Below are 25,592 nucleotides of genomic sequence, written 5' to 3'. Positions count from 1 at the left end.
TTTCGAAATGACGAGACTACGCTTCATGAAACTTCTACTTTCTTTTATTTTCGATGACCCATCTCCTGAACCGCGATCCTCAAGCCTGGCGCGACATCGACGGCCTCGCCACCGCCGAAGAGATCGCCCAGCAGCCGGCAGTCTGGCGCGCGCTGCGCGACGACTTGTGTGCGGCACAGCCGGCGATCGCGGCCTTCCTGGGCGAGCGCCTGAACAATCCGGCCCAGCGCGTGATCCTGACCGGCGCCGGCAGTTCGGCTTACGTGGGCGCCATCGTGGCCGACGAACTGGATCGCTGCTGGCCTGCCCAGGTGCGCGCGGTGGCGACCACCAGCCTGCTGACGCACCCGGACCTGTACCTGCGCCATGACGTGCCGACATTGCTGGTGTCGTTCGCCCGCAGCGGCAACAGCCCGGAAAGCCTGGCCGCCGTGGAGCTGGTGCGCGACGTGGTCCGCGACGCGCGCTTCCTGAACATCACCTGCAACGCCGAGGGCGCGCTGGCACGGCAGCATGCGGACCATCCAGGCGGTCGTGTATTGAACCTCCTGATGCCGCCGGCCAGCTGCGACCGCGGCTTCGCGATGACCAGCAGCTTTACCTGCATGCTGCTGGCGGCATTGGCCGTGCTGGGCAAGGAACGGTATGCGGAGCGGCTGCCGCAACTGGCCGCGCTGGCCGAACAGGCGCTGCGGGACTGGGCCGCGCCGGTAGCGGCGCTGGCCGCGCGGCCGGTGCAGCGGGTGGTCTACCTGGGCAGCGGCCCGCTGGAAGCGCTGGCGAAGGAGTCGGCGCTGAAGATCCTGGAACTGACGGGCGGCCGCGTGCTGGCCCTGGCCGAAACGCCGCTGGGTTTCCGCCATGGTCCCAAGTCGGCCCTGAACGCGCAAACGCTGGTAGTGCTGCTCCGCGGCAGCGCCACGCTGGCGCAGCGCTATGAGCAGGACCTGCTCGACGAGCTGCGCCGCGATGGCGTGGCCGGCGGCTGCGTGACGGTCGGCCGCGACGGCGATTTCGCCGCCGATGTCCCGGCTTGGGCCGATGCCTGGTTGGCGCCTCTGTGGCTGCTGATGGCGCAGCAGTATGCGCTGCACCAGTCGGCCGCGCTGGGGCTGACGCCGGACAATCCCTTCGCCGACGGCACCGTCAACCGCGTCGTCCAGGGCGTGACCATCCACCGTCACGATCAACCATGAGCAGCGCTGAGCGCCACGGCTGGCACGGCATCGACATCGGCGGCACCAAGATCGAACTGGTGGCGTACGACGGCGCCTTTGCCGAAGTCTTCCGCGAACGGATCGCCACGCCCGGCGTCGACTTTGCCGCGTTTGTCGCCGCCATCGTCGGCCTGGTGACACGCGGCGATGCGGCACTGCGTGGCCGCGCCCCGGTCGGGATCGGCCTGCCGGGCATCATCGATACGGCCACCGGCCGCCAGGTCAGCTCGAACGTGCCGGCGCTGAACGGCCGCGAGGTGGCGGCGACGCTGCAGCAGGCGCTCGAGCGACCGGTCGCGATCGGCAACGATTGCCAGTGCTTCGCGCTCTCCGAAGCGCAAGGCGGCGCGGCTGACGGCCTGCCGACGATGTTCGGCGCCATCGTCGGCACCGGCGCGGGCGGCGGCTATTGCGCCGAGGGGCGGCTGCAGCGCGGCTTCAACGGCATTGCCGGCGAATGGGGCCACTGGACGATACCGGCACCGCTGCTGGCGCGCCATGCGCTGCCGCTGCTGGAGTGCCCGTGCGGCAAGCAGGGCTGCCTGGAGCGCTACGTGTCCGGGCCTGGCATGAGCAGCCTGCATGCCCACTACGGCGGCAGCGGCGCCGAGCCGCTGGCTATCGTGGCGCGCGACGCCACCGGCGACGCGGCCGCGACCCGGGCCCTGGGCGTCCACCTCGACCTGCTGGGCCATGCGCTGGCCGGCATCGTGCTCGCTTGCGATCCGCATGCCATCGTGCTGGGCGGCGGGCTGTCGAATCTCTCCCACCTGTACCAGCAACTGCCGGCCGCCGTGCAGCGCCACCTGTTCCGTGGCGTGCGCGTGCCGCCGATCCTGCCGCCGCGCTTCGGCGCCGCCGGCGGTGCGCGCGGCGCCGCGCTGCTGGCCCGTCAAGCCACTTCAACCGCCGGATCCCAGCCATGAACCAGACCTTCTCCCCCGTCCAGCGCATCGTGCAGCAGCATCGCCGCGGCGCGGCCGTCGGCCTGTACAGCGTCTGCTGCAGCCACCCTTTGGTGCTGCGCGCCGCGATGCGCGTGGCGCTCGCCTACGATACGCCCCTGCTGGTGGAGGCCACGTCGAACCAGGTCGACCAGTTCGGCGGCTACACGGGCATGACGCCGGCACAGTTCCGCGAACACTTGCTGCAACTGGCGCGCGAACAGGCCTTCCCGGCCGAGCGCCTTATCCTGGGCGGCGACCATCTCGGTCCGAACGCGTGGCAGCGCCAGGACGCGGCAACGGCAATGGCCCATGCGGAAACCCTGGTCGCGGCCTATGCCGGCGCGGGCTTCCACAAGATTCACCTGGACTGCAGCATGCGCTGCGCCGACGACCCGGAGCGCCTGAGCGACGAGACGGTAGCCCTGCGCTCCGCCCGCCTGTGCGAGGCCGCCGAAGCCGCGGCCGCCGCTGCCGGCCTGCCACCGCCCGTGTACGTGATCGGCACCGAAGTGCCAGTGCCCGGCGGCGAGGCGGCCCTGGCCGATGCCGGCGCGCCGACGGCACCGAGTGCCGCCGCGCGCACACTGGAAGTGCACCGCCAGGCCTTCGCGGCAGCGGGTCTGCGCGACGCGTGGCGCCGCGTGGTCGCGCTGGTGGTGCAGCCGGGCGTGGACTTCGACGCCAGCCATATCCAGCATTACGATCCACGCCAGGCGGCGGCGCTGTCGGAATGGCTGGCGGGCCATCCCGGCCTGGTATTCGAAGCGCATTCCACCGACTACCAGCGCGAGGCCAGCCTGCATGCGATGGTGCGCGACCACTTTGCCATCCTGAAGGTGGGGCCCGCGGCCACGTTCGCGCTGCGCGAGGCCCTGCTGGCGCTGTGCCAGATCGAGGACGAACTGGTGGTGCCGGCGCAGCGCTCGCGCCTGATGCAGGTGCTCGAGGATGTCATGCTCGCCAAACCGCAGCACTGGCGCGCGCACTACGCCGGCAGCAGCGACGAGCAGCGCGTGCTGCGCCGCTATGGCCTCTCCGACCGGTGCCGCTACTACTGGGGTGAGCCGGAGGTGGCCGCCGCCGTGCAGCGCCTGTTCCTCAATCTCGATGCGCGCGAGATCCCGCTGCCACTGCTGTCCCAGCACCTGCCGGACCAGTACCTGGACGTGCTGCAGGGCCAGTTGAGCACGCGCGCACAGGCGCTGGTGCAGCACAAGATCGGCCGCGTGCTGGCCCAGTATGCCCGGGCCTGCAGCCGCAACCGGGCCGAGCTGCCGGTGCCGGCGCTCTGATAAGCTGTGGATTTTGACCGTCAGCGAAACCACCATGCGCAATACCAGCCAACGCCGCGAATCCATCCTGCAACTGCTCGTCCGCGACGGCGCCGTCCAGGTTACCGACCTGGTCGAGGCATTCGGCGTGTCGGCGGTGACGATCCGCAGCGACCTCAGTGCCCTGGAAGCGCAGGGCCTGGCCACGCGCAGCCATGGCGGCGCCACGCTGACGCGCACGCCGCCGACCGAGCAGACGATCCGCCAGAAGGACGCCATCAACCAGGAACAGAAGGAACGCATCGGCGCACGTGCGGCGCAGCTGGTGCAGCCAGGCGACAACATCATCATCGATTCGGGCACCACGACGATCTCGCTGGCGCGCCACCTGCGCGAAGCCGAAGGCGTCACCGTCATGACCAATGGCCTGAACATCGCCTGGGAGCTGGCCGACGCGCCGGGCGTGGACCTGATCCTGACGGGCGGCCTGCTGCGCAAGCAGTCGCTGTCGATCCAGGGCACCCAGGCCGAAGCCTGCCTGCAGGCCTACAACTTCGACAAGCTGTTCCTCGGCGTCGATGGCCTCGACCTGCAGTTCGGCGTGACCACGCACCATGAGGCCGAGGCCAGCCTGAACCACAAGATGGCGGAGCGGGCCAAGAAGATCATCGTCGTCACCGACGCGTCCAAATTCGGCCGCGTCAGCCTGCACCGCATCGTGCAGCTGGAACGCGTCCACACCATCATCACCGATGCCGGCATCAGCCAGGAATACCGCGAGGGCCTGCAGAAGCTTGGTATCGAGTTGATCATCACCGACTAGCGAGGCACCATGCTGGCAGGCAGGATTCTTACACCGGAAGGCTGGGTCACCGGCACCATCGAATTCGGCCAGCGTATCGACCGCATCGCGGCGGCGCCGGCCGATACCGGACTGACCATCCTGCCTGGCTTCATCGACCTGCACGTGCACGGCGCCGCCGGCGTGGACATCATGCGCGGCGGCGATGCCGGCGCCGTCGTGGCGCGCGAACATGCGCGCCATGGCACCACCTCCCTGCTGGGCACCACCATGACGGCGCACGAGCCGGCGATCCGGCATGCGCTGGCGGGGCTGGCCGGCGTGATCGCGCAGCGCCCCGAGCGCGGCGCGCGCATGCTGGGCGTGCACCTGGAAGGCCCGTTCATCAGCGCGCACCGGCTGGGCGCGCAACCGCCGCACGTGATGCCGGCCACGCTGGAGCTGGTGCAAAGCCTGGATGCCATCGCGCCGATCCGCGTGCTGACGATGGCGCCGGAGGTGCCCGGCCACCTGGCCCTGATCCCGCAGCTGGCGGCGCTGGGCATGCGCGTGCAGGTCGGCCACTCGAACGGCAGCTACGACGACGGCGTGGCGGCGCTGCGGGCCGGCGCGGCCGGCTTCACCCACCTGTTCAACGGCATGACGGGCATGGACCATTACCAGCCCGGCATCGTCGACGCGGCGCTGGCCCACGCCGAATATGCCGAGATCATTCCCGACCTGCAGCATGTGCACCCGGGCGCCATCCTGGCCGCGCTGCGCGCGATCCCGCGCGCCTATGGCATCACCGACGCCACCGCGGCCACCGGCATGCCGGACGGCGAATATGCACTGGGCTCGCAGCGCGTCTACAAATGCCTGGGCTGCGTGCGGTTGGCGACCGGCTCGCTGGCCGGCAGCGTGCTGACGATGGACCAGGCGCTGCGCAACCTGGTCGGCATGGGCCTGGACCTGGCCGACGCGTCGCACCGCTTGTCGCTGTACCCCGCCGACTACCTGGGCGAGACCGAGCGCGGTCGCCTGGTGCCCGGCGCCTGGGCCGATATCGTGGTCCTCGACCAGGACCTGCAACCGGTCGCCGTCCATGTGGAAGGCGAAGCCATTCTGTGAAGGAGTGTCGATGCATGCTGCTACCCTGCCCGGCGCCGTCAGCGCGCCCGCCTGGCCGATCCGCTACCTGCTGTTCATTGCCGGCATGGGCGGCCTGCTGTACGGGATCGACGTCGGCATCATCGCCGGCGCCCTGCCCTACCTGGAAGCGACCGCCAAGGAAGCCTGGCGCCTGAGCGCGCAGCAGCTGAGCTTTATCGTCGCGGCCGTGCTGCTCGGCTCCGTGCTGTCTTCGCTGTTCGCCGGCGCCATCGCCGATGCCATCGGGCGACGCTGGGCCATGGTGCTGTCCGGCGCGCTGTTCACCGCCAGCATTCCCTTGATCGCGCTGGCCGACGGCTACCTGCCGCTGCTGCTCGGGCGTCTGCTGCAAGGCGTCAGTGGGGGGCTGATCGGCGTCATCGTGCCGCTCTACCTGGCCGAGTGCCTGCGCGCCGACCAGCGCGGCCGCGGCGCTGCGCTGTTCCAGCTGCTGCTGACGATCGGCCTGGTGGCGGCGGCCGTGATCGGCCTGCTGCAGGCGCGTACGGTGGACGCGGCGGCCGCAGCGGCGCAGGCGCTGTCGGAAGCGGCGCGGGTGGAAGCGCTGTTCGCGGCGCGCGACCATGCCTGGCGCAGCATCTTCTGGATGTGCCTCACGCCCGGTCTCGTGTTCACCTTCGGCAGCGCGCTGCTGGCCGAGTCGCCGCGCTGGCTGATGCGGCGCGGCCGCACCGATGCTGCGCACCGTGCGCTGCTGCGCACGCGCGCGCCGGCCGAGGCGGACGCCGAGCTGCGTGACATGCAGGCTGCCGCGCGTTCCGGCCCAACCGGCGGGGCAGCCGCGAGCGATCGCCTGCTGAGCCGCCGCTACGTGCTGCCGTTCCTGCTGGCCTGCCTGATCCTCGCGCTGACCCAGGCCACCGGCATCAACTCGGTGCTGGCCTACGTCGTCAATATCCTGAACCAGGCCGGCCTGCCAGGCGCCACGGCCAATGCGGCCGACGTCGGGCTGAAGGTACTGAATGCCGTGATGACGGTCGTCGCCGTCGTGCTGGTGGACCGCAAGGGCCGCAAATTCCTGCTGATGCTGGGCAGCGGCGGCATCGTGCTGGCGCTGCTGGCGGCAGGACTGCTGTTCCACCACGCCGAAAGCGGGCAACGCGACGTGCGTGCCGCCATCGCGGCCCAGGTGCGGGACGACAGCGTCACGCTGCGCCTGGACGATGCGACGCTGCGGGCGCTCGGCGCCGAGGCCGGCGAAGCGCCGCAGTTGCTGACGGTCGCTTATCGCTACGGCCCGTTCACCAATGTGGCGACGCGCCGCAGCGACGACGCCGGCCTGCCGGTGCTGCACATCCGCCGCGCCGACGCGGTGCAGGAAGACAGCGTGATCGGCGCCTTCTTCCGCCAGCTGCACCTGAATCCGTTCGCCGACCCGGCGGACGCGCGCACGGCGCCGCTGCGGATCGAACGCGCCCAGCTGGGCGCGGTGCCGCCGCCTTCGCACGGCTGGCGCATGACGGCGGCGATCTGCCTGTTCGTGGCCAGCTTCGCGGTGGGGCCGGGCGTGTGCGTGTGGCTGGCGCTATCCGAGCTGATGCCGACGCGCATCCGGTCCAACGGCATGAGCGTGGCGCTGCTGGTCAACCAGTTCGTCTCGACCGTGATCGCCGCCGTGTTCCTGCCGACGGTGGGGCAGCATGGCTATGCGGTCATGTTCTTCTTCTGGGCGGGGTGTACGGTCCTGTACTTCCTGACGGCGGCGTTCCTGCTGCCGGAGACGAAAGGGAAGACCTTGGAGGAGATCGAGGGGCATTTCCGCTGAGCCCCTGGTGAAGTCGCGGGGTTAGGGTCTGTCCCCGCATGGGGAGTGTAGCAGGGGTTTCGAGGAGCATTGCTCCTCGCCTGCGCAGCGGTGCCGGCCTGCCAGCTGGCATCATGACCCTGCAGTTGCTGTGATTTCCCTGAAGTTGTTGTTGATTTCCGACGCGCAACCAAACTTCAGGGTCAGTGCCTTGCAGGGACAGACCCTCCGCGCTACTGAAGATAGCGGTTGAACCACTCCAGGGTGCGCCGCCTTAAATCCTGCTGGTGCGCCGGCTTGCGGATGCCGTGGCCTTCGTCCTCGTAGATCACCAGCGACGTCGGCACGTTCAGCGCCTTCAGCGCGTGCCAGAACTCCATCGACTGCGCCGCCGGCGTTTCGACATCGCGCTCACCGACGTAGACCAGCGTCGGCGTCTTCGCCACCTTGATGGAATCGATCGGCGAGAGCTGGCGGTAGATCGCGGGATCGTCGTACATCGTCGCGCCGAAGAACGGCACCATCCACTGGTCGATGCCGTTCTGGCCGTAGTAGCTGATCCAGTTGGCGATGCCGGCGCCGGCGACGGCCGCCTTGAAGCGCTGGCTGTGCGTTACGCCCCACATCGTCATGAAGCCGCCGTAGGAATGGCCCATCAGGCCCAGGCGCGTCGTATCGACAGGCGCCACCTGCGCTGCCGCATCCACGCCGGTGAGGATGTCGCGCAGGTCGCCGCCGCCGAAGTCGCGCCGGTTCGCGCGGGTAAATTCCTGGCCCTGGCCGAAGCTGCCGCGCGGGTTCGGCATGAAGACGAAATAGCCAGCGCCGACCAGTTCCCGCACCAGCGGGTTGCCGGTATCGGCCGGGCCGATATAGCGCGGCGTCACGGCCGATGCCGGCCCGCCGTGCACCTGCACGATCATCGGGTATTTTTTTCCCGCCGTCGGTAGCAAAGGCCCGACCAGCCAGCCCTGCACATTGAAGCCTTCGTTGGTCCAGCTGACGTTCTGCACGCTCACCTGGGCCGGCGCCGCATCGTTGTCGTGCGTGATCGGTTGCAGTTGCGGCAGGCGCCCCGCGACGAGGCGCGGCGCATGCGTGAAGTCCTCGACGATCGCGGCGGCGCTGGCGCCGTCCGCGCTGAAGGACAGGCGGCCGTCCGCCGCGCTGGCCGTCACGGGCGCGGACCACAGCCTTGTCGTCGCACCGCTGGCGGCATCGACGGCCAATGCCGTCATCTGGTCGCCCATCAGCGCGGTGGCGACAATGCCGCCCTGCTTCCAGGCCAGGCCATTGAACGAGCCCTTGAAGGCTGGCGTGATGTTCTTCGGCTCGCCGCCGGCCAGCGGCACGGTATACACATCGCCGCCGATGGCGCCGAAGTCGCTCATCAGGCCACCGATATAGGCGACGGTACGGCCGTCCGGCGAGACGCGCGGCATGTTCAGCTGCGTGGTCGGCGTGGCGATCACGCGCAGCGCGCCGGAGGTCGCGTCGATATAGGCCAGCTTCGCCACCCACCAGTTGTTGTCGCCATTGCCCTTGGCACCGGTGGCAACGAAGCCCTTGCCGTCCGGCGCCCAGTCGTATTCGTAGATGAAGGTGTCGTCCGGCGAGAGCAGCTTCAAGGCGCCGCCCGTGAGGGGCACCGTGGCGATGCGCTGGGCATCCTCGCGGCTGCCGATCTCGCCGACCAGACGCGCGCCGGCGGCCGTCGCGCCGGTCTCCTTGCTGGCGCCCACGGTGGCCAGCAACGCTACCTGCTTGCCGTCCGGCGACCAGCGCGCCGAGTTGGCGACGCCCTTCACGGTGGCGAGCGCACGCGTCTTGCCATTGGCCGCCACGTAGACGGCCGCGCTACCCTGCTCGCTGGCGATGAACGCGACGCTGCGCCCGTCCGGCGACCAGCTGGGGCGGTCGTAGGCGCAGTGGCGGCACGGGTCGTACTCGTTCAGGATCTTGCCGCTGCGGGCATCGCGCACGACGACGACGGCATGCGCCTTGCGGCCCGCCGCGCCGGTATCGGCGCTTTCGATGGCGACGAGGCGTTCGCCGTCCGCGGCCAGCGCGACGGCCCGGTATTCGCGCCCGGCCTGCGCCTGGCTCCCGGCCAGGATGGCGGTGGCGGCGAAGGCCGCCCGGGCCAGTATGCTCACTCGCATATCAGACCTTGTTCAAGCGCGAGTTGCGCATGCCGTAGGCGAAGTACGTCAGGACCGAGGCCGCCATCCAGATCGTGAAGATCACCCGCGTGGTATGCGACAGGTCCTTCATGATGTACAGGCAGGCCAGCACCGACAGGCCCGGAATCAGGTAAGGACCGAGCGGCACGCGGAAGCCGCCCTTCTTGTACGTGCCCAGGCGGCGCTCCTTGCGGCGCATGACCGGCACGGCGATCGAGACGACGATAAAGGCCGTCAACGTGCCCATGCTGACCATGTCCCACAGGAAGGTGGCGTCGACGAAGCCGGCCACCAGGCCGACGACCAGGCAGACGATGACGGTATTGCTGACCGGGGATGCGGTGCGCGTGTTCACCTTGTGGAACACCTTCGAGATCAGGCCGTCGCGCGAGATGGCATACAGGATGCGGGTCTGGCCGTAGATCGTCACCAGCGTGACGGAAAACACGGAGATGACGGCGCCGGCGGACAGCACCAGCGCCGGCCAGGCCTTGCCCGTGACGTTTTGCAGGATGACGGACAGGCCGGCTTCCTGGTGCTCGAACATGTGCGCTGGCTGCGCGCCGACGGCAGCTACCGCGACCAGCAGATAAAACACGGTCACGATGACCAGCGCCGCCAGAATGCCCAGCGGGACGTTGCGTTTCGGGTTGCGTACTTCCTCGCCAGCGGTGGCGACGGTATCGAGGCCGATGAACGAGAAGAACACGGTGCCGGCGGCGGCGGTCACGCCCGTCATGCCGGCCAGCCCCGCCGCATTTTCCGGCTTGAAGAAGGGCTTGAAGTTATTGATGTCGAAGCCCTGCAGCGCGATCGCGACGAAGAAGATCAGGATGGCCAGCTTGATCAGCACCATCACGGCATTCATCGTCGCGGACTCCTTGGTGCCGCGCACCAGCAGGAAGCAGCACAGGCAGACCAGCAGGATCGGCGGCAGGTTCATGTGGCCGACGTTGAAGACGACGCCTTCCTGCGTCGAGACGATCATCGGCGTGCGCAGGAACTGCGGGATCTGCCAGCCGAATGCATTGGTCAGGAAGTTGTTCAGGTAATCGGACCAGCCGATGGCGGTGGCGCTGGCCGCCAGGCCGTATTCGAGCAGCAGGCAGGCCGCCATGATAAAGGCCAGGAATTCGCCGACGGTCGCATACGCGAACGAATACGAGGAACCGGAAGCGGGAATGCGGAACGACAGCTCGGCGTAGCACAGCGCCGTCAGGCCGGCCGTCAATGCGGCCATCAGGAACGACAGGATCACGGCCGGTCCGGCCTTCGGTACCGCTTCGACCATCGTGAAGAAGATGCCGGTGCCGATGGTGGCGCCGACGCCGATCATGGTCAGGGCGAACAGGCCAATCGAACGGTGCAGGCCGCCGGGCTGCGATGGATGATCTTCTTCGGCGGCGGGATCGACAGGCTTGGTACGCGTCAGTTTCTGGACCAGCGTTTGGCTCACAGGCATTCCTTCTCGGGTGGTTCGGCTGCTGCGGCGCTCATGGCGTCGCGCCCCTATCGCAATTTCGATAAAAAAACCTGACGATTATAGGGCCTGTTGGCGCTCCTTCCCTACGGTTGTTTGTATGGAAAAGACAAGTGGTGAGGAAAATCTGACAACCGGCGGTAGCGCCGCGCGGTCAGTCCGCCAGGGCGGCGGCCAGCTCGGCGACGCTGCCGAACATCAGCCGCGGGCGTTGCGCCTGCAGCACTTGCGCCTTGGCGTAGCCCCAGCCGACCGCGCCGAAGTCGAGCCCTTCGGCGTGCGCCGCTGCGATGTCGCGCACCTCGTCGCCCAGGCACAGTACGGCGCGGTCGGCCACGCCGCTGTGCTGTACGACGCGGCGCAGGCGCCGCCGCTTGCCGAACAACGCGGCGCCGCATTCGAAGTGGGCGAACAGCCGCGCGTCCGCGCCCAGCACCGCGCGCACGTTCGCCTCCGAATTGGACGAGACGATCGCCAGCCGCACGCCGCGCCCGGCCAGCGCGTGCAGCACGTCGCGCATGCCATCGAACAGCGCGATGCGGGCGATGTTCTGCGCCATCAGCGCGCGGAACTGCAGCGCCACCGGCAGCAGCTTCCAGCGCGGCAGGCCGAGGTGGTGCATCAGCTGGGGCAGGTCGCAGCCGCGCAGCATGTCGATCTTGTCGTGCTCCAGGCAGCGAAAGTCGTGCGTGCGCGCCAGCGTGTCGAACACCTCGAGGAAGAACGGGAAGCTGTTGGCCAGCGTGCCGTCGAAGTCGAAGATCCACAGCTCGTAGCCGCGCACGATGTGTGGCGATACCAGCGGCGGCGGGCGCACGTCGTTCATGATGTCAGCGCTGGCCCAGGCGCGTGGCGCCGAACAGCGTTGTCAGGTGGTGCGGCTGCGAGCGCCAGTACTGTGGCGGCGCATCCACGTGCGCGCCCAGCCTGGCCGCCGCATGCCACGGCCAGCGCGGGTCGTACAGGATGCCGCGCGCCAGCGCGACCACGTCGGCCTGGCCCTGCAGCACGATCGATTCCGCATGTTCCGGCTCGGTGATCAGGCCCACGCCGATGGTCGGCAGGCCGGTCGCGGCCTTGATGCGTTCGGCGAACTGGATCTGGTAACCGGGGCCGACCGGAATTTTCTGCAATGGCGAGATGCCGCCGCTGGAGACGTGGATGAAGTCCGTGCCGCGCTGCTTCAGCGCGTTGGCGAAGACGATGCTCTGCTCCAGGTCCCAGCCGCCCTCGACCCAGTCGCTGGCGGAGATGCGTACGCCGACCGCCACCTCGCGCGGCACGGCGGCGCGTACCGCGTCGAACACCTCGAGCGGGAAGCGCATGCGGTTTTCCAGCGCGCCGCCGTATTGGTCATCGCGCCGGTTCGACAGCGGCGACAGGAATTGGTGCAGCAGATAGCCGTGTGCGGCGTGCAGCTCGATGCCTTCGATGCCCAGCGCATGCACGCGTCGCGCGGCGGCGACGAAATCGTCTTTCACTTTTTGCAGGCCAGCGGCGTCCAGCGCCAGCGGCACCGCCTCACCCTCGGCATGCGGCACGGCGGAGGGGGCGACGGTCTGCCAGCCGATGTCGCCCGGCGCGATATTGGCGCCGCCTTCCCATGGCACCTGCGAAGAGGCCTTGCGGCCCGCGTGCGCCAGTTGCACCGCCAGGCGGATCGGCGAGTGCTTGCGGATCGCCGCGATCACCGGCGCGAGCGCGGCCTGGTGGCCGTCCGACCACAGGCCCAGGTCGGCCGGCGTGATGCGCGCCTCGGGCGACACGGCGGTCGCCTCGATGATCAGCAAGGCCGCGCCGGACAGCGCCAGACTGCCCAGGTGGATCATGTGCCAGTCGGTGGCGAGGCCTTCGACGGCCGAATACTGGCACATCGGCGCGATGGCGATGCGGTTCTTCAGTTGCAGCGGGCCCAGCGCGAAGGGCGAAAAAAGCTGACTCATGGTTCCTCCTGGTTTGCCAGTAACGAGTGTAGCGAGATTTATACGGCCTTACCTGTCCCGTTCCTCCCGACATTGCGTCCGTCGTTACAAGTGCTTACTTTTGATACAGCCAAACGGTAGCTTGCAAATAGTCAATTCGGTACTCTTTCATCAACCCCAACGCCAACGTCACAAGGAGGCCGCATGACGCTCTATCAGAAGATACCGACCACCTCCACGCGCATTCATCCGCTGATGGCTGGTGCCGCCATCGCCGTCATCCTGCTCAGCGCGGTCGCGACCGCGGCGATCGTGGGCTGGCTGCCGGCGGCGCGCACTGCCGCGCCGATCATTCCTGGCGAGAATGCCGACGTGACGGACACTGGGTACGCCACAGTTTCGTCGCCTGTCCCGGCCACGGCCGCGCGGGCGTCGTCTGCCACGACCAGGCCCGCCAGTGCCGAGGCGGCGCCGCGCCGCCCGCGCCTGCAACCGGCCTGACAGCAGCCCCAGCCAAAACAAAGCCGCCCGAGGGCGGCTTTTTGCATTCTGCGGCCGAGGCACGAACTCGGCTGTTTGGCTTACTCGGCGCGGGTAATCATCAGGCCGGCGCGCAGGCCCACGCGCACGTCCGGGTTCGGGAATACGACCAGTTCTTCGTCGTGCTGCACCGTGTAGACGGTGTCGCCGTCGCGGGCGATCTCGTCGCCCCGCTTCAGTGCCGTGAAGTTCTGCGTGTCCTTGCCGAACGCCATCGTGAAGGCGTCCGACAGCTTGATGATGTTGCGCGCGACCTTGTACACGTGTGGCAGCTCCGGCGATGCCGGGGCCGGGCCACCGCGCAGCAGGCGGTCCAGCGCGCGCGACGCGGCATCGAACTGCGACAGGTCGTTCTGCCCCAGCGTGCCGATGCGGCCCAGCTCCACCGTCGTGCCGGCGGCGCCATGGTGCTCGGCGCTGTAGTAGCTGTAGGTGCCGACCGATTCCGGGTTCATGATGATGGCGCCGATGCCCGCCTCGCCCAGCCAGGACACCAGCTCGCGCTTGGCGCCCGCCTCGATCAGGTCGGGCACGATCGCGAAGGTCGGGTAGACGGACGGCCGGATCGCCGTGTGCAGGTCCAGGTGCCAGCGCCGCGGCCCGGCGTGGGCGAAGAACGCCACCGTGGCGGCGATCATCTCGTCCGCCCGCGCCGCTTCGGCGGTGCCGGCCAGCGAACCCCGTTCGACGCGGAACATGCGGTTCAGGTCCGCGTCGATGAAGCGCTTGCCGGCCCGGATCGCGCCGATATTGCCGACGCAGACCATCAGGTCCACCGCCAGCGCTTGCGGCTCGCGCGCCAGCGCGTCGAGCAGGTAGGCCGTCAGTTCGATCGGGCCCGTCTCGTCGCCGTGCACGCCCACCGACACCAGCACGGCCGGGCGCAGCTCGCCCGGCCGGCGGAGCGTCAGGATGCCGTCGGCCGGTTGCGCGACCGTGAAGCCGGCTTGCGTGAAACTGCCGGCGACGGCGGAAAAATCCGCCTCCGCCAGTGCCTTCACTGCTGGCGGCAGCGCAGCGTGTCCGTCACCCGCCATGTCAAGCCGCCTTTGCCTGCGGGCCGCTGACCGCTTCGGACAACGTCCACACGTCCAGCATCGCCTGCTCCAGGTCGGACGGCGCCGTAAATGCCGGCACCTGCAACGAACCGACCACCGCCTCGACGGCCTGCTCGCTGCCGCCCTGCGCCAGCACCTGGGCCAGCAGGCGTTGCTGGGTGCGGCCCAGCGCCTGCTGGGCGTAGCTGCGCAGCTGTTCCTGCGAACGGCTGGAGGCTGGCAGCTTCAGGCCGCGTTCCAGCGTGTCGATGCCGGCGCGGCTGCGCAGCGCCATGCCGACGTGGATAAAGCCCGGCAGGTCCATCCCGGCCGGACGCTTGACCGACAGCGCCGCGAACAGGAAGGCCGCCACGTTCTCGATCGCGTCGACCGTCTTCCAGGCCTGCACGAATTCGGCGCGCAGGGCCGGCTGGCCTTCCGCTTCGAATTTCGCATCGGCCGGCATCAGCTTGGCCAGCATCGCCGGCTCGGCGAACACGCGCTTCAGTTCCGCCATGCCGTCGGCATTGCGCAGCTGTTCCTTCGGCACCGACAGCACGCCTTCCATCGCGGCGCGCAGCATGCCGCGGGTGCGCGCATCGACCTTCATCGAGACGTCGCGCGGCACGTTCAGCGCGTCCGCGTCCAGCGTGTCGAACACCGGCGCCAGGTTCAGCGCGGACCAGGCCTGGCCCCACGCCAGGATCACGTCCGTTTCCGGCACGCCGTGATCGGCCGCCAGGCGGCGCAGCATCAGCGGACCGCAGCGGTTGACCACTTCGTTGGCCAACACGGTCGCCAGGATCGCGTTGGCCAGCGGGTGCGCCAGCGCGGAGCGCGTGGCCACCAGCAGGTCCGGGAAGTACGGTTTCAGCACCGACTCGGCCCAGCTTTCTTCCGTCAGCGGCAGCACCGACAGGGTGCGCTTGTAGCGGTTCTTGACGTTGGCGATGACGACCGCCAGCTCCGGCGTTGTCAGGCCGCGGTTGTCGACCTTGCGGCGCGCCAGCTCGGCCACCGTCGGCAACTGCTCCAGCTCGCGCGACAGGGCGCCCTCTTCCTCCAGGCTGGCGATCAGCGCGGCGTAGCCGTCCTGCACCCAGCCTTCGGACTGGGCCTGCTGCTCGCGCACCAGCAGGCGCGTCTGCTGCGTATTGTCGCGCAGGACCAGGCGCTCGATATCGTTCGTCATGTCGTTCAGCACGCGGTTGCGCTCTTCTTCGCTCAGCTGGCCGGCGTTCACTTCCACGTCCAGCCAGATCTTCGCGTTCACTTCATGGTCGGAGCAGTCCACGCCGGCCGAGTTGTCGATCGCATCGGTGAAGATGCGGCCGCCCGCCAGCGCGAATTCGATCCGGCCCGCCTGCGTCGCGCCCAGGTTGCCGCCCTCGGCGACGACCTTGCAGCGCAGCTCATTGCCGTTGACGCGGATATGGTCGTTGGCGCGGTCCTTGACCTGCGCGTGCGTTTCGCTGGACGACTTGATGTAGGTGCCGATGCCGCCGTTGTAGAACAGGTCCACCGGCGCCAGCAGGATGCGGTGCATCAGCTCCTCGGGGCTCAGCGACGTCTCGGCGATGTCCAGCGCCGCGCGCACTTCCGGCGACAGCTCGATCGTGCGCGCGGTGCGCGGGAACACGCCGCCGCCCTGCGAGATCAGTGCCTTGTTGTAGTCGTCCCATGAGGAGCGCGGCAGCGCGAACATGCGCTGGCGTTCGGCGAACGACGTCGCAGTGTCCGGATTCGGGTCCAGGAAGATGTGGCGATGGTCGAACGCGGCCAGCAGTTTGATCTGCCTGGACAGCAGCACGCCGTTGCCGAACACGTCGCCCGACATGTCGCCGACGCCGACGACGGTGAACGGCGTCGTGTTCATGTCATGGCCCATCTCGTAGAAGTGGCGCTTGACCGCTTCGAACGCGCCCTTGGCGGTGATGCCCAGCTTCTTGTGGTCGTAGCCGTTCGAACCGCCGGACGCGAACGCGTCGCCCAGCCAGAAGCCGCGTTTTACCGCGATGCTGTTGGCGATGTCGGAGAACGTCGCGGTGCCCTTGTCGGCGGCGACCACCAGGTAGGGGTCGTCGTTGTCGTAGCGGACCGTGTCGGCCGGCGGCACGATCTTGCCCAGCACGCGATTGTCCGTCACTTCCAGCAGGCTGGCGATGAACAGGCGGTAGACGGCTTCGCCTTCGGCCGCGACCACTTCACGCGGCGCGCCGGCCGGCATCTGCTTGCACACAAAGCCACCCTTGGCGCCGGCCGGCACGATGACGGCGTTTTTCACCATCTGCGCCTTGACCAGGCCCAGCACCTCGGTGCGGTAGTCTTCCATGCGGTCGGACCAGCGCAGGCCGCCGCGGGCGACCGGGCCGCCGCGCAGGTGCACGCCCTCGAAGCGGCGCGAGAACACGTAGATCTCGCGGTACGGGCGCGGTTCCGGCACCAGCGCCAGGTTGCTGGTGTCGAACTTGAAGATGATCTTGTCGCCGTTATCGGTCTGCTGGAAGTAGTTGGTGCGCACGGTCGCCTGCATCAGGTCGATCAGCGCGGCCAGGATCACTTCCGTGTCGGCGTGGTTGACCGATGCCAGGCGGCCCTTCAGGCCCGTCAGCGCGTCGCGCGCCGATTCGTGCTGGCCGTCGTCCAGGGCAGGATTGAAGCGCTGCTCGAACGCGTCGACGATCTGCTTGACCATCGATGGTTGGCGGCGCAGGCTTTCGGCGATGTAGCGCACCGAGAACTGCGTGCCGGTCTGGCGCCAGTAGCTCATGTAGGCGCGCACCAGCTGGATCTGGCGCTTGTTCAGGCCACCCTCGACCACCAGGCCGTTCAGGCGGCCGTCTTCCACCTCGTCGTTGAACAGGGCCGTGAACAGGTCCTCGGCCACGTGGGCCACGCCATCCTTGGCCAGCTTCTCGGCGCTGGCCGCGTCGACCGTCAGGCTCGTCACGTAGTGGCGCTTGCCGTCGGCGGTGCGGATCGAGTGCGAACGCTCGCGGTCGATCAGCACGCCCGCATTGTGCAGGGCCGGCATGATCGACGACAGCGTCGGCACCTTGTCCACCGAGTAGATACGGATCGTCGTCAGGGGATCGGCTTCGGAGGCCAGCTCCAGGCGCACACTGACACGGTTGTCGTGACCATTGCGCAGGATCGTGTCGATGTCGTGGAAGGCGACGGCCGGCGACGTGGACGCCACGTAGTCGACCGGTAGCGTCGAGCACAGGCGGCGCATGTTGTTGCGCAGCGGCTCGTCCGGCACGGCATCGGCCAGTTCGGAGAAGCTGTTGTGCCAACCGTCCAGGATCGACAGCAGCGGACGCTGGATATCGCTTTCCAGGTCGAGCGGATTACGGGCGGCGTGCGCGATCAGGTACAGGCGGGCCAGCGGGCCATCGGCCACCAGCGTCTGCGAGCTGACATGGCTGGCGCCGGAGGACTCTTGCAGCGCGCGCGACAGCGCATTGGCCACGCTCGCGCTGTAGCGCTCGCGCGGCAGGTAGACCAGTACGTTCAGGTGGCGCGCATACACGTCACGCCGCGCGAACACTTTCGTGCGCGGCTGCTTGTACAGCGAAACGACCGAGCCGCACACGTCGGCCAGCCATTGCGGGTCCGCTTCCAGCGCTTCCGTGCGCGGCAGGGACTCCAGGATCTCGATGAATTTCTCGGCGCGGAAGCCTTCCTGGCGCAGGTTGGCGATCTTCAGCACTTGCGCGATGCGGCCGCGCGCGAACGGCAGGCGCGCCAGCGGTGTCAGCATGGCGGCACGGGTGAACAGGCCGATGAAGCAGTGCTCGCCCAGCAGGTTGCCGTTGGCGTCGGTGGCGCGCACGCCGATGAAGTCCAGCTGCTGGTCGCGGTGCAGCGTGCCGCCCACGTCGGCCTTGACGATGGACAGCGTGTGCGCGCGCTTCGACAGCGTTTCCGGATCGCCCGGGATATTGGCCAGGCAAGTGCCGTACACAGGGTGCGCGGTATCGCGCAGCACGCCGATGCGGCTCGGGATGTCGCGTTCCAGTTCCTTGGCGCCCGGCTTGTTCTGGTAGTAGGCGTAGCCATGCACCTCGAAGCCTTCGTCGCGGGCCCACTGCAGGAAGGCAGCCGCTTCGGCGCCCTCCTCGCCCTGCCCGGCGGCAGCGGTGGCAACGGCGGTGAAGCGGTCCTTCATCGCGGCCAGGTCGCGCTTCACGACGGCGGCGTCGCGCGCCACCATCTCGATGCTGGCGACCAGCTGCTGCAGCTCGGCGGCGTCCAGCTCTTCGGCCAGCAGGCACAGGACGTAGGATTCCAGCTTGGCGCCGCTTTCGCCGACCGCCGTGACGGCGCCATTGGCATCGCGCGCGACCGGCAGCACGGCGTTCAGCACGCCGTTGGCCAGGACCTTCTGCTTGCGCAGCGCCATGACGATCGAATCGACCAGGTACGGCATGTCGTCGTTCAGGATCAAGAGCGCGGTGGCCATGCCGCCGCGACCGTCGGCGTAGCGCAGCGTGGCGACCTGCGCGCCCGGCGCCGTGCGGCGTGCCGCTTGCGAGAACCCTGCCACCAGCACCGGCGCGAGACTGTCGGGCGAGGTATCCGCCAGGTCTTCATCGTCCAGGGACTTGAGCCAGGCGGCGATCAGCGCGCGCGCTTGATCGTCTCCCTGGCTACCTTCGGCCGGCTTGCCGGCATTGACGAGATCCAGCGTCTCTTTACGCAGGTCTTGTGGCATTTTGGTCATCGTGCTTCTCCAGATAGTTGTTGTGTCGCGCGGCCGGGGCTTGTGGCGGGCCGCCTGCGATCATGCCGTCATGGCCGATGGGGCCGAGGATCGCTCAGCCCCATCTTGGGTCACTTGAAAGGATTGCAAACTCTAAAACTACAGATCATACAGCCCCGGCATGCCGAGGATGCGCGCCAGTTCCTCCAGTGCGGCGTGCACCTCGATGGCCAGTTTCGGGTCGGCCAGGTCGCTCGGCTCCAGCTTGTCGCGGTAGTGCTTTTCGACCCACGCCACCAGCGTGTGGTACAGCGCTTCCGTCATGATCACGCCCTGGTGCATGGCGCCCGCTTCCTCGTCCGTCAGCGCCACGCGCAGGCGCAGGCAAGCAGGACCGCCGCCGTTGCGCATGCTCTGGCGCAGGTCGAAGTGAATCAGCTCGTCGACCGGGCCGCCGCTGGCGACCAGGCTTTCCAGGTAGCGCGCCACCGCGGCGTTTTCCTGGCATTCCTGCGGGATCACCAGCGCCATCTTGCCGCCGTCCTTGGACAGCAGCTGGCTGTTGAACAGGTAGCTGTGCACCGCGTCCTGCACCGACACCATGCCGGTGTCGACGCGGATCGGCGTCAGTTCCGCATCCACGCCGGCCATGGCCTGGCGCAGCTGGAACAGCGCGCCCTGCTCGTCCGCGAACGCCTGCTCGTGGTAGAACAGCACGTTGGCGTTGCCGACGGCGATCACGTCGTTATGGAACACGCCCTGGTCGATCACGTCCGGATTCTGCTGGACGTAGACGGTGCGCGCCTCGGCCAGGCCGTGCTTGCGGGCCACGGCCTGCGACGCTTCCAGCGTCTGGCGGGCCGGGTAGCGCTTCGGCGCCGGCGCGTTCGGATCGAACTCCACGCGGCCATAGACGAACATCTCGACCGCATCGGCGCCGTGGCCGGCACCCAGGCGGGTGTGGTTGGCGGCGCCTTCGTCGCCGAAGGCCGGCGTCGATGGCAGCGCGTCATGCACGGCGAAACGGCGCTCGTCGGCGAAGATGGCCTTCAGCGTGCGCGTCGTCTGCACGTATTCCAGCGCGCGGTGCAGCTTGTTGTTCAGGTTCGCCGGCGTGAAGTGCACGCGGCCGTCCGCCGTGTCGCGCGACGGGCTGACGGTGGCGGCATTGGCCGTCCACATCGGCGAAGCGGAGTACGCGCACGCCAGGATGACGGGCGACTCCTTGTAGGCGCGTGCCAGCACGTCGGCATCGCTGCCGCTGAAACCGAGGCTGCGCAGCAGGCGGAAGTTGGGCCGGTCCTGCGGCGGCAGCACGGCCTGGGCGAAGCCGCGCGCGGCCAGCGCGCGCATCTTGGCCAGGCCTTGCAATGCGGCCTGCTTCGGATTGGAGGCACTCTTGACGTTGTTGAACGAGGCGACGTTCCCGAACGACAGGCCAGCGTAGTTGTGCGACGGCCCGACCAGGCCGTCGAAGTTGAATTCACGTGCGCTCATGGCAAATACTTAAAAGGTCAGGCCGGGCGACAGCTTGGCCGGCATTTCAAGGGCGCTGTTCTCGATCGAGGCGACCGGGTAGGCGCAGTAATCCGCCGCATAGTAGGCGCTGGGGCGGTGGTTGCCGGACTTGCCGACGCCGCCGAACGGCGCCGAGCTGGCCGCGCCGGTGGTCGGGCGGTTCCAGTTGACGATGCCGGCGCGGGCGCGCACCTGGAACTTCTGCCACAGCGCTGCGTCGTTCGACAGCAGGCCGGCGGCCAGGCCAAACTCCGTGTTGTTGGCGATGCGCAGGGCCTGGTCGAAATCATCGGTGCGGAAGATCTGCAGCAGGGGGCCGAACCATTCCTCGTCCGGGATGCCTTTCGCGTCGGTCACGTCGACGATGCCGGCCGAGACGAAGCCCGTACCCGGCTGCAGCTGCTTCATTTCCAGCAGCAGCTTGCCGCCCTTGGCGACCAGGTCCTGCTGCGCCTGCACCAGGCGTTCGGCCACGGCGCTTGACACCACGGGGCCCATGAACGGCTGCGGTTCCGCATGCGACTCGCCGACCTGGATTTGCGCTGCGACCTGCACCAGGCGCTGCACGAAGGCGTCGCCCTGCGCGCCCGCCTGCACCACCAGGCGGCGCGCGCAGGTGCAGCGCTGGCCGGCCGAGATGAAGGCGGACTGGATCGCCATGAAGACGGCGGCGTCGATGTCCTGCACGTCCCACACGACCAGCGGGTTGTTGCCGCCCATTTCCAGCGCCAGCAGCTTGCCCGGCTGGCCGCCGAACTGGCGGTGCAGCGCGGCGCCGGTCTGGCTGCTGCCGGTAAACAGCACGCCGTCGATGTCCTGGTTCTGGCCCAGCGCGACGCCGGTCTCGCGCCCGCCGTTGACCAGGTTGATCACCCCGGCCGGCACGCCGGCCTGCTGCCACAGCTGCACGGTCTTGATGGCGGTGCGCGGTGCATATTCGCTCGGCTTGAACACCACGGTGTTCCCGGCGATCAGCGCCGGCACGATATGACCGTTCGGCAGGTGGCCGGGGAAGTTATACGGGCCGAACACGCCGAACACGCCGTGCGGACGGTGGCGCAGCACCGCTTCGCCGTCCGGCACCTTGTTGTGCACTTCTCCCGTGCGTGCGTTGTACGACTGGATCGAGATGTCGACCTTGTTGGCCATCGTCGTCACTTCGGTGCGGGCTTCCCACATCGGCTTACCCACTTCCTCGGCGATCAGCGCGGCCAGCTGCTCGTTGTTTTCCTTCAGCAGGTCGCGGAATTTCGTGACGATGGCGATGCGTTCCTCCAGCGGGCGGAACGCCCAGGCCTCGAAGGCATTGCGCGCGGCGGCGCAGGCCTCGGCCACGTCGGCGGTGGTCGCCTCGCGGCTGGCCCAGGTCTGTTTTACCGGTAGCGGGATTGACGGTCACCAGCTCCACGCCGCTGCCGGCTTTCCACTGGCCGTTGATGAAATTGCTCAGGGCTTGTTCAGACATTGTTCTTCCTCACGTTGAGTGGCAGCGTGCGCACGGTATCGCCCATATGGCAGCGCAGCAGTTGTAGGTCCTGCGTGGACAGGTCGATCTCGCCGTTCACCGGCGTCGCCTGCGTGATGATCATGCGGAAATCCTTGAGCACCGTGTTCGACACCAGGGTCGGTTCCGGATGGGCCGGCGCGCAGGCGTGCGTCATGTCGGTATCCGGCGCCACGACCGCCAGTTCGCTGTCGCGCATCGCGCGCAGTTCCGACACGCGCGCCTGCAGCACGGGGCCGGCGTCGAAGATGTCGACGTAGCCCTCGTAGTGCAGGCCTTCCTGCTCCAGCAGGCGGCGCGCTGGCGCGGTCGACTTGTGCACCTGGCCCACCACTTCCTGGGCTTCCTTCGGCAGGTAGTCGATGTACAGCGGCTGGCGCGGCATCAGCTCGGCGATGAAGGACTTCTTGCCCAGCGCCGTCAGGTCGTCTACATGGTGGAAATCCATCTTGAAGAAGTGCCGGCCCAGGCCCTCGTAGAACGGCGAGCTGCCATCCTCGGCCTGGTAGCCGCGCATCTCGGCGATGATCTTCTGCGTGAACAGGTGCGGGAACTGGGCGATGAACAGGAAGCGGCTCTTCGACAGCAGCTTGCCGTTGTGCCCCTGCCGGTAGTCCGGATGCAGGAACAGCGAGCACAGTTCGGAGGAGCCGGTCAGGTCGTTCGACAGGTACAGCGTGTCCATCTTGGTGAACACGTTCAGTTCGCGGCTGGAGTGCACCAGCGTGCCGATGCGGTAGTTATAGAACGGCTCCGTCAGGCCGACCGCGCCCTTGATGGCGCAGACGCCGGCGATGCGGCCGTTGCTGGTGTCCTCCATGACGAACATGTAGTCGCGCTGCTCCGGCGGGATCGTCTCGGCGAACGAGGCGCACGCGGTGGCCAGGCGGTCACCCAGCATCTTCATGTCCGGCTTGAGCGTGGTCATGCCGGTGCCGACCTGCGTGGCCATGCTGTACAGGGCGTCCAGGTCGTTCTCGTTGATGGCGCGTACAACTAGCATAGGTGTTCTCGCTTCAGGGATGTTAAACGCGCACGCAGGTCACGCTGTCGCCTTCGGCGACGCGCAGGATGTCCTGCAGTTCCGGGCTCAGGGCCACCGCTTCGCAGCCTTCCAGTTCCGGGCTGGCGATTGTCACCGCGCGGAACGCGGGGCCGGCGGTGTTGGCGATCGCGTAGTTGACCAGCGGGCCTTCCGGTACCTGGCCGTCGCTGGTGCGCACGCGCAGGGTCAGCGAACTGGTGAAGGTGCGCAGCGCGTGCTTGTGCGCCTGCAGGATCGGGCCGCCGTCGAAGATGTCGATGTACTCGTCGGCCTCGAAGCCTTCTTCGGTGAGCAGGTTGAACGCCAGCTCGCCGGACGGGTGGATCTGGCCCATCGCGGCCTGGGCGTCGCCCGGCAGCAGCGGCACGTAGACCGGGTAATGCGGCATCAGCTCGACGATCAGGGTGCGGTTGCGGGCACCGCCGATGACGCGCTCGGCGTCCAGGAAGTCCATCTTGAAGAACTTGCGGCCCAGGGCGTCCCAGAATGGCGAGCCGCCGTTTTCGTCGGTCACGCCGGCCAGCGGCACGAAGAAGCGGTCGCCGAAGCGCTGCGGCTGCTGCACGGCGAACAGCAGGCGGGAACGCGACAGCAGGGCCGCCTCGGGGCGCGTCTGCAGCGCCTCGTCGATGTAGAACGACGACAGCTGCGAATACGCGGTCAGTTCCGAGCACAAGGTCAGCGCGTGCACGCTGTGGCTGATGTTCAGGTCGCGCGAGACCTGCTGGATCACGTCGTTACGGAACGAAAAATAGGTGCCATTGGAACCGGCGGAGGCGAAGATGGCGGCGGTGCCGACGATTCGGCGCTCGGCCAGCGATTCCAGCACGAACAGGTAGGACTCCTCGCTTGGGATGTCCACTTGCGCGGCGAACGAGGCGATCGACCGTTCCACGGCCTGCTCGATCTTGTCGCGCGTCTTGGGCAGCGTATGCACCCCTGGCATGGTCACCGCGGCCAGCGCTTCGAGGGCTGCAATATCCCCGGCTTCTACCGGACGGACGACGTACATATTGACTCCTCAATGGAAGAAGGCGAAAACCGTCGCGGCGCCGCCCAAGGGCAGCGCCGCTGTACGGGTCCGCGCCGAGGCGCGGCGACGCGAGGCGCTTGCGCGCCCGGCGCTTATTTGGCGGCCAGCAGGTTGTCCAGGCCTTTGCGCAGCAGCGCCACGGCGGTGTCGATCTGCGCGTCGGTCACGATCAGGGCCGGGGCCAGGCGCAGTACGTCCGTACCGGCGATCAGCACCATCAGGCCTTCGGCCTCGGCGGCGCGCTGGATGTCCTTCGAACGGCCCTTGAACTGTTCGGCCACGACCATGCCCAGCAGCAGGCCGGCGCCGCGCACGGCGGTGAATACCTGCGGGTAGTCGCGGATGACTTCTTCCAGCTTGTCGATCAGGTACAGGCTCGCTTCCTTGACGCGCGCCAGGAAGGCCGGCTGGTTGATCGTCTCCAGCACCGTCAGCGCCACCGTCGCGGCCAGCGGGTTGCCGCCGTACGTGGTGCCGTGGGTGCCGACGGACAGCGTCTGCGCCAGCGCTTCGGTCGTCAGCATCGCGCCGATCGGGTAGCCGTTGCCCAGCGCCTTGGCCGAGGTCAGGATGTCCGGCGTGACGCCGTAGCCCATGTAGGCGAACAGCGAGCCGGTACGGCCCATGCCGCACTGGACTTCGTCGAAGATCAGCAGGGCGCCGGTCTTGTCGCACAGCGCGCGCAGCTCTTCCAGGAACTCCGGATTGCCCGGCATGACGCCGCCTTCGCCCTGCACCGGCTCGACCACCACGGCGCAGACGTCGTCACCGATGGCGGCGCGGGCTGCTTCGATGTCGTTGTAGGGGATATGGTCGATCGCTGGCGGCAGCGGCTCGAAGCCTTCCGTGTACTTCGACTGGCCACCGACCGAGACGGTGAACAGCGTGCGGCCGTGGAACGAGTTGTAGCACGAGATGATGCGCGACTTGTGCGGGCCGAACTTGGTGTGGGCGTACTTGCGGGCCAGCTTGAAGGCGGCCTCGTTGGCTTCCGCGCCGGAGTTGCAGAAGAACGCGCGGTCGGCGAACGTGGCTTCCGTCAGCGCCAGCGCCAGGCGCAGGACCGGCTCGTTGGTGTAGCCATTACCCAGGTGCCACAGCGTGTTGGCCTGGCGGGTCAGCGCCTCGACGACCAGCGGATTGCAGTGGCCCAGGGCCGCGACGGCGATGCCGGAGGTGAAGTCCAGGTATTGCTTGCCGTTCTGGTCCCACAGGTCCAGGCCCGATGCACGCACTGGTACCATCGCTGCGGGTGCATAGGTCGGCACGAGCACTTCGTCAAAAGTCTGTCGGGTGACAGGGCGGGTGGTAACAGTCGTGTCAAGCTTGGCGTTCATGGCAATCCCCATCGAGTTAAGAGGTACGGCCGCAGCAGAGCCGCTGCGGGTGTACTGCATTGTAAAAGCGGGGATGCTAAAACTCTTTTGAATCTGCGACAAGGTTTTTCAAATTCCATCAGTTGCTTCAAAAATGGGGACAGACCCCATTTTTG

General features: G+C 68.0%; 17 protein-coding genes and 1 pseudogene. 7 read left to right on the top strand and 11 right to left on the bottom strand.

Annotated features, from left to right (window positions below; translation table 11 throughout):
- Positions 1-53 precede the first annotated feature (53 nt).
- Genes E7V67_000475 through E7V67_000450 form a run of 6 tightly spaced genes read left to right on the top strand, consistent with a single transcriptional unit; the run spans position 54 to position 7,154 of the window.
- Entirely contained in the window at positions 54-1,196 is a 1,143-nt protein-coding gene (locus E7V67_000475; protein WUR13614.1) for an SIS domain-containing protein, read from the top strand.
- A complete protein-coding gene (locus E7V67_000470) occupies positions 1,193-2,143 on the top strand; it encodes an ROK family protein (GenBank protein ID WUR13613.1) in 951 nt (316 codons plus the stop codon). The genes E7V67_000475 and E7V67_000470 overlap by 4 nt, the downstream gene beginning before the upstream one ends.
- A complete protein-coding gene (locus E7V67_000465; protein ID WUR13612.1) occupies positions 2,140-3,456 on the top strand; it encodes a D-tagatose-bisphosphate aldolase, class II, non-catalytic subunit in 1,317 nt (438 codons plus the stop codon). The genes E7V67_000470 and E7V67_000465 overlap by 4 nt, the downstream gene beginning before the upstream one ends.
- Entirely contained in the window at positions 3,404-4,258 is an 855-nt protein-coding gene (locus E7V67_000460; protein WUR13611.1) for a DeoR family transcriptional regulator, read from the top strand. Before E7V67_000465 ends, E7V67_000460 begins: the two co-directional genes overlap by 53 nt.
- Before the next feature lie 9 nt (positions 4,259-4,267).
- Positions 4,268-5,347, top strand: coding sequence for an N-acetylglucosamine-6-phosphate deacetylase (locus tag E7V67_000455; protein ID WUR13610.1), 1,080 nt, complete (start codon positions 4,268-4,270; stop codon positions 5,345-5,347).
- 10 nt (positions 5,348-5,357) lie between these two features.
- Positions 5,358-7,154, top strand: a complete 1,797-nt coding sequence (locus E7V67_000450; protein WUR13609.1) for an MFS transporter — start codon at positions 5,358-5,360, stop codon at positions 7,152-7,154.
- 212 nt (positions 7,155-7,366) lie between these two features.
- Here the strand turns inward: E7V67_000450 and E7V67_000445 are convergent, their stop codons facing one another.
- The 4 genes from E7V67_000445 to E7V67_000430 form a co-directional block, all read right to left on the bottom strand.
- The gene (locus tag E7V67_000445) at positions 7,367-9,295 is read right to left on the bottom strand and encodes a S9 family peptidase (GenBank protein ID WUR13608.1); all 1,929 of its coding nucleotides are present in this window, start codon (positions 9,293-9,295) and stop codon (positions 7,367-7,369) included.
- Between the two features lies 1 nt (position 9,296).
- Positions 9,297-10,772 carry an amino acid permease gene (locus E7V67_000440; protein WUR13607.1) on the bottom strand — a complete coding sequence of 492 codons (1,476 nt, stop codon included), beginning with the start codon at positions 10,770-10,772 and terminating at the stop codon, positions 9,297-9,299.
- A gap of 178 nt (positions 10,773-10,950) precedes the next feature.
- The gene (locus E7V67_000435; protein ID WUR13606.1) at positions 10,951-11,622 is read right to left on the bottom strand and encodes an HAD hydrolase-like protein; all 672 of its coding nucleotides are present in this window, start codon (positions 11,620-11,622) and stop codon (positions 10,951-10,953) included.
- A gap of 4 nt (positions 11,623-11,626) precedes the next feature.
- Complete coding sequence (locus E7V67_000430) at positions 11,627-12,739, bottom strand: NADH:flavin oxidoreductase/NADH oxidase (protein WUR13605.1); 1,113 nt, start codon at positions 12,737-12,739, stop codon at positions 11,627-11,629.
- A 183-nt stretch (positions 12,740-12,922) separates the two neighbouring features.
- Between E7V67_000430 and E7V67_000425 the strand changes: the two genes are divergently transcribed.
- Complete coding sequence (locus E7V67_000425) at positions 12,923-13,219, top strand: hypothetical protein (GenBank protein WUR13604.1); 297 nt, start codon at positions 12,923-12,925, stop codon at positions 13,217-13,219.
- Between the two features lie 80 nt (positions 13,220-13,299).
- Here E7V67_000425 and E7V67_000420 read toward each other — a convergent pair whose 3' ends face one another.
- The 7 genes and pseudogenes from E7V67_000420 to astC form a co-directional block, all read right to left on the bottom strand.
- On the bottom strand, positions 13,300-14,295 hold the full coding sequence (locus tag E7V67_000420; GenBank protein WUR13603.1) for a succinylglutamate desuccinylase: 996 nt from the start codon (positions 14,293-14,295) through the stop codon (positions 13,300-13,302).
- A gap of 1 nt (position 14,296) precedes the next feature.
- Positions 14,297-19,021, bottom strand: coding sequence for an NAD-glutamate dehydrogenase (locus E7V67_000415; GenBank protein WUR13602.1), 4,725 nt, complete (start codon positions 19,019-19,021; stop codon positions 14,297-14,299).
- Between the two features lie 138 nt (positions 19,022-19,159).
- Positions 19,160-20,497: an N-succinylarginine dihydrolase gene (gene astB / locus E7V67_000410; GenBank protein ID WUR13601.1), complete on the bottom strand. Its 1,338-nt coding sequence runs from the start codon at positions 20,495-20,497 to the stop codon at positions 19,160-19,162.
- Between the two features lie 9 nt (positions 20,498-20,506).
- Positions 20,507-21,983 (bottom strand): annotated as a pseudogene (gene astD / locus E7V67_000405) (succinylglutamate-semialdehyde dehydrogenase).
- Positions 21,976-23,025 (bottom strand): arginine N-succinyltransferase, encoded by a 1,050-nt coding sequence (astA, locus tag E7V67_000400; protein WUR13600.1) that lies wholly within the window; start codon positions 23,023-23,025, stop codon positions 21,976-21,978. Before astA ends, astD begins: the two are co-directional and overlap by 8 nt.
- Before the next feature lie 22 nt (positions 23,026-23,047).
- Positions 23,048-24,079 carry an arginine N-succinyltransferase gene (locus E7V67_000395; protein ID WUR13599.1) on the bottom strand — a complete coding sequence of 344 codons (1,032 nt, stop codon included), beginning with the start codon at positions 24,077-24,079 and terminating at the stop codon, positions 23,048-23,050.
- 113 nt (positions 24,080-24,192) lie between these two features.
- Positions 24,193-25,437 carry an acetylornithine/succinylornithine family transaminase gene (gene astC, locus E7V67_000390; protein WUR13598.1) on the bottom strand — a complete coding sequence of 415 codons (1,245 nt, stop codon included), beginning with the start codon at positions 25,435-25,437 and terminating at the stop codon, positions 24,193-24,195.
- Between the last annotated feature and the right edge of the window lie 155 nt (positions 25,438-25,592).

This window comes from [Empedobacter] haloabium (assembly GCA_008011715.2).
In the GTDB taxonomy this organism is placed as follows: domain Bacteria; phylum Pseudomonadota; class Gammaproteobacteria; order Burkholderiales; family Burkholderiaceae_D; genus Rugamonas; species Rugamonas haloabia.
This window is presented reverse-complemented; position numbering and strand designations above follow the sequence as displayed.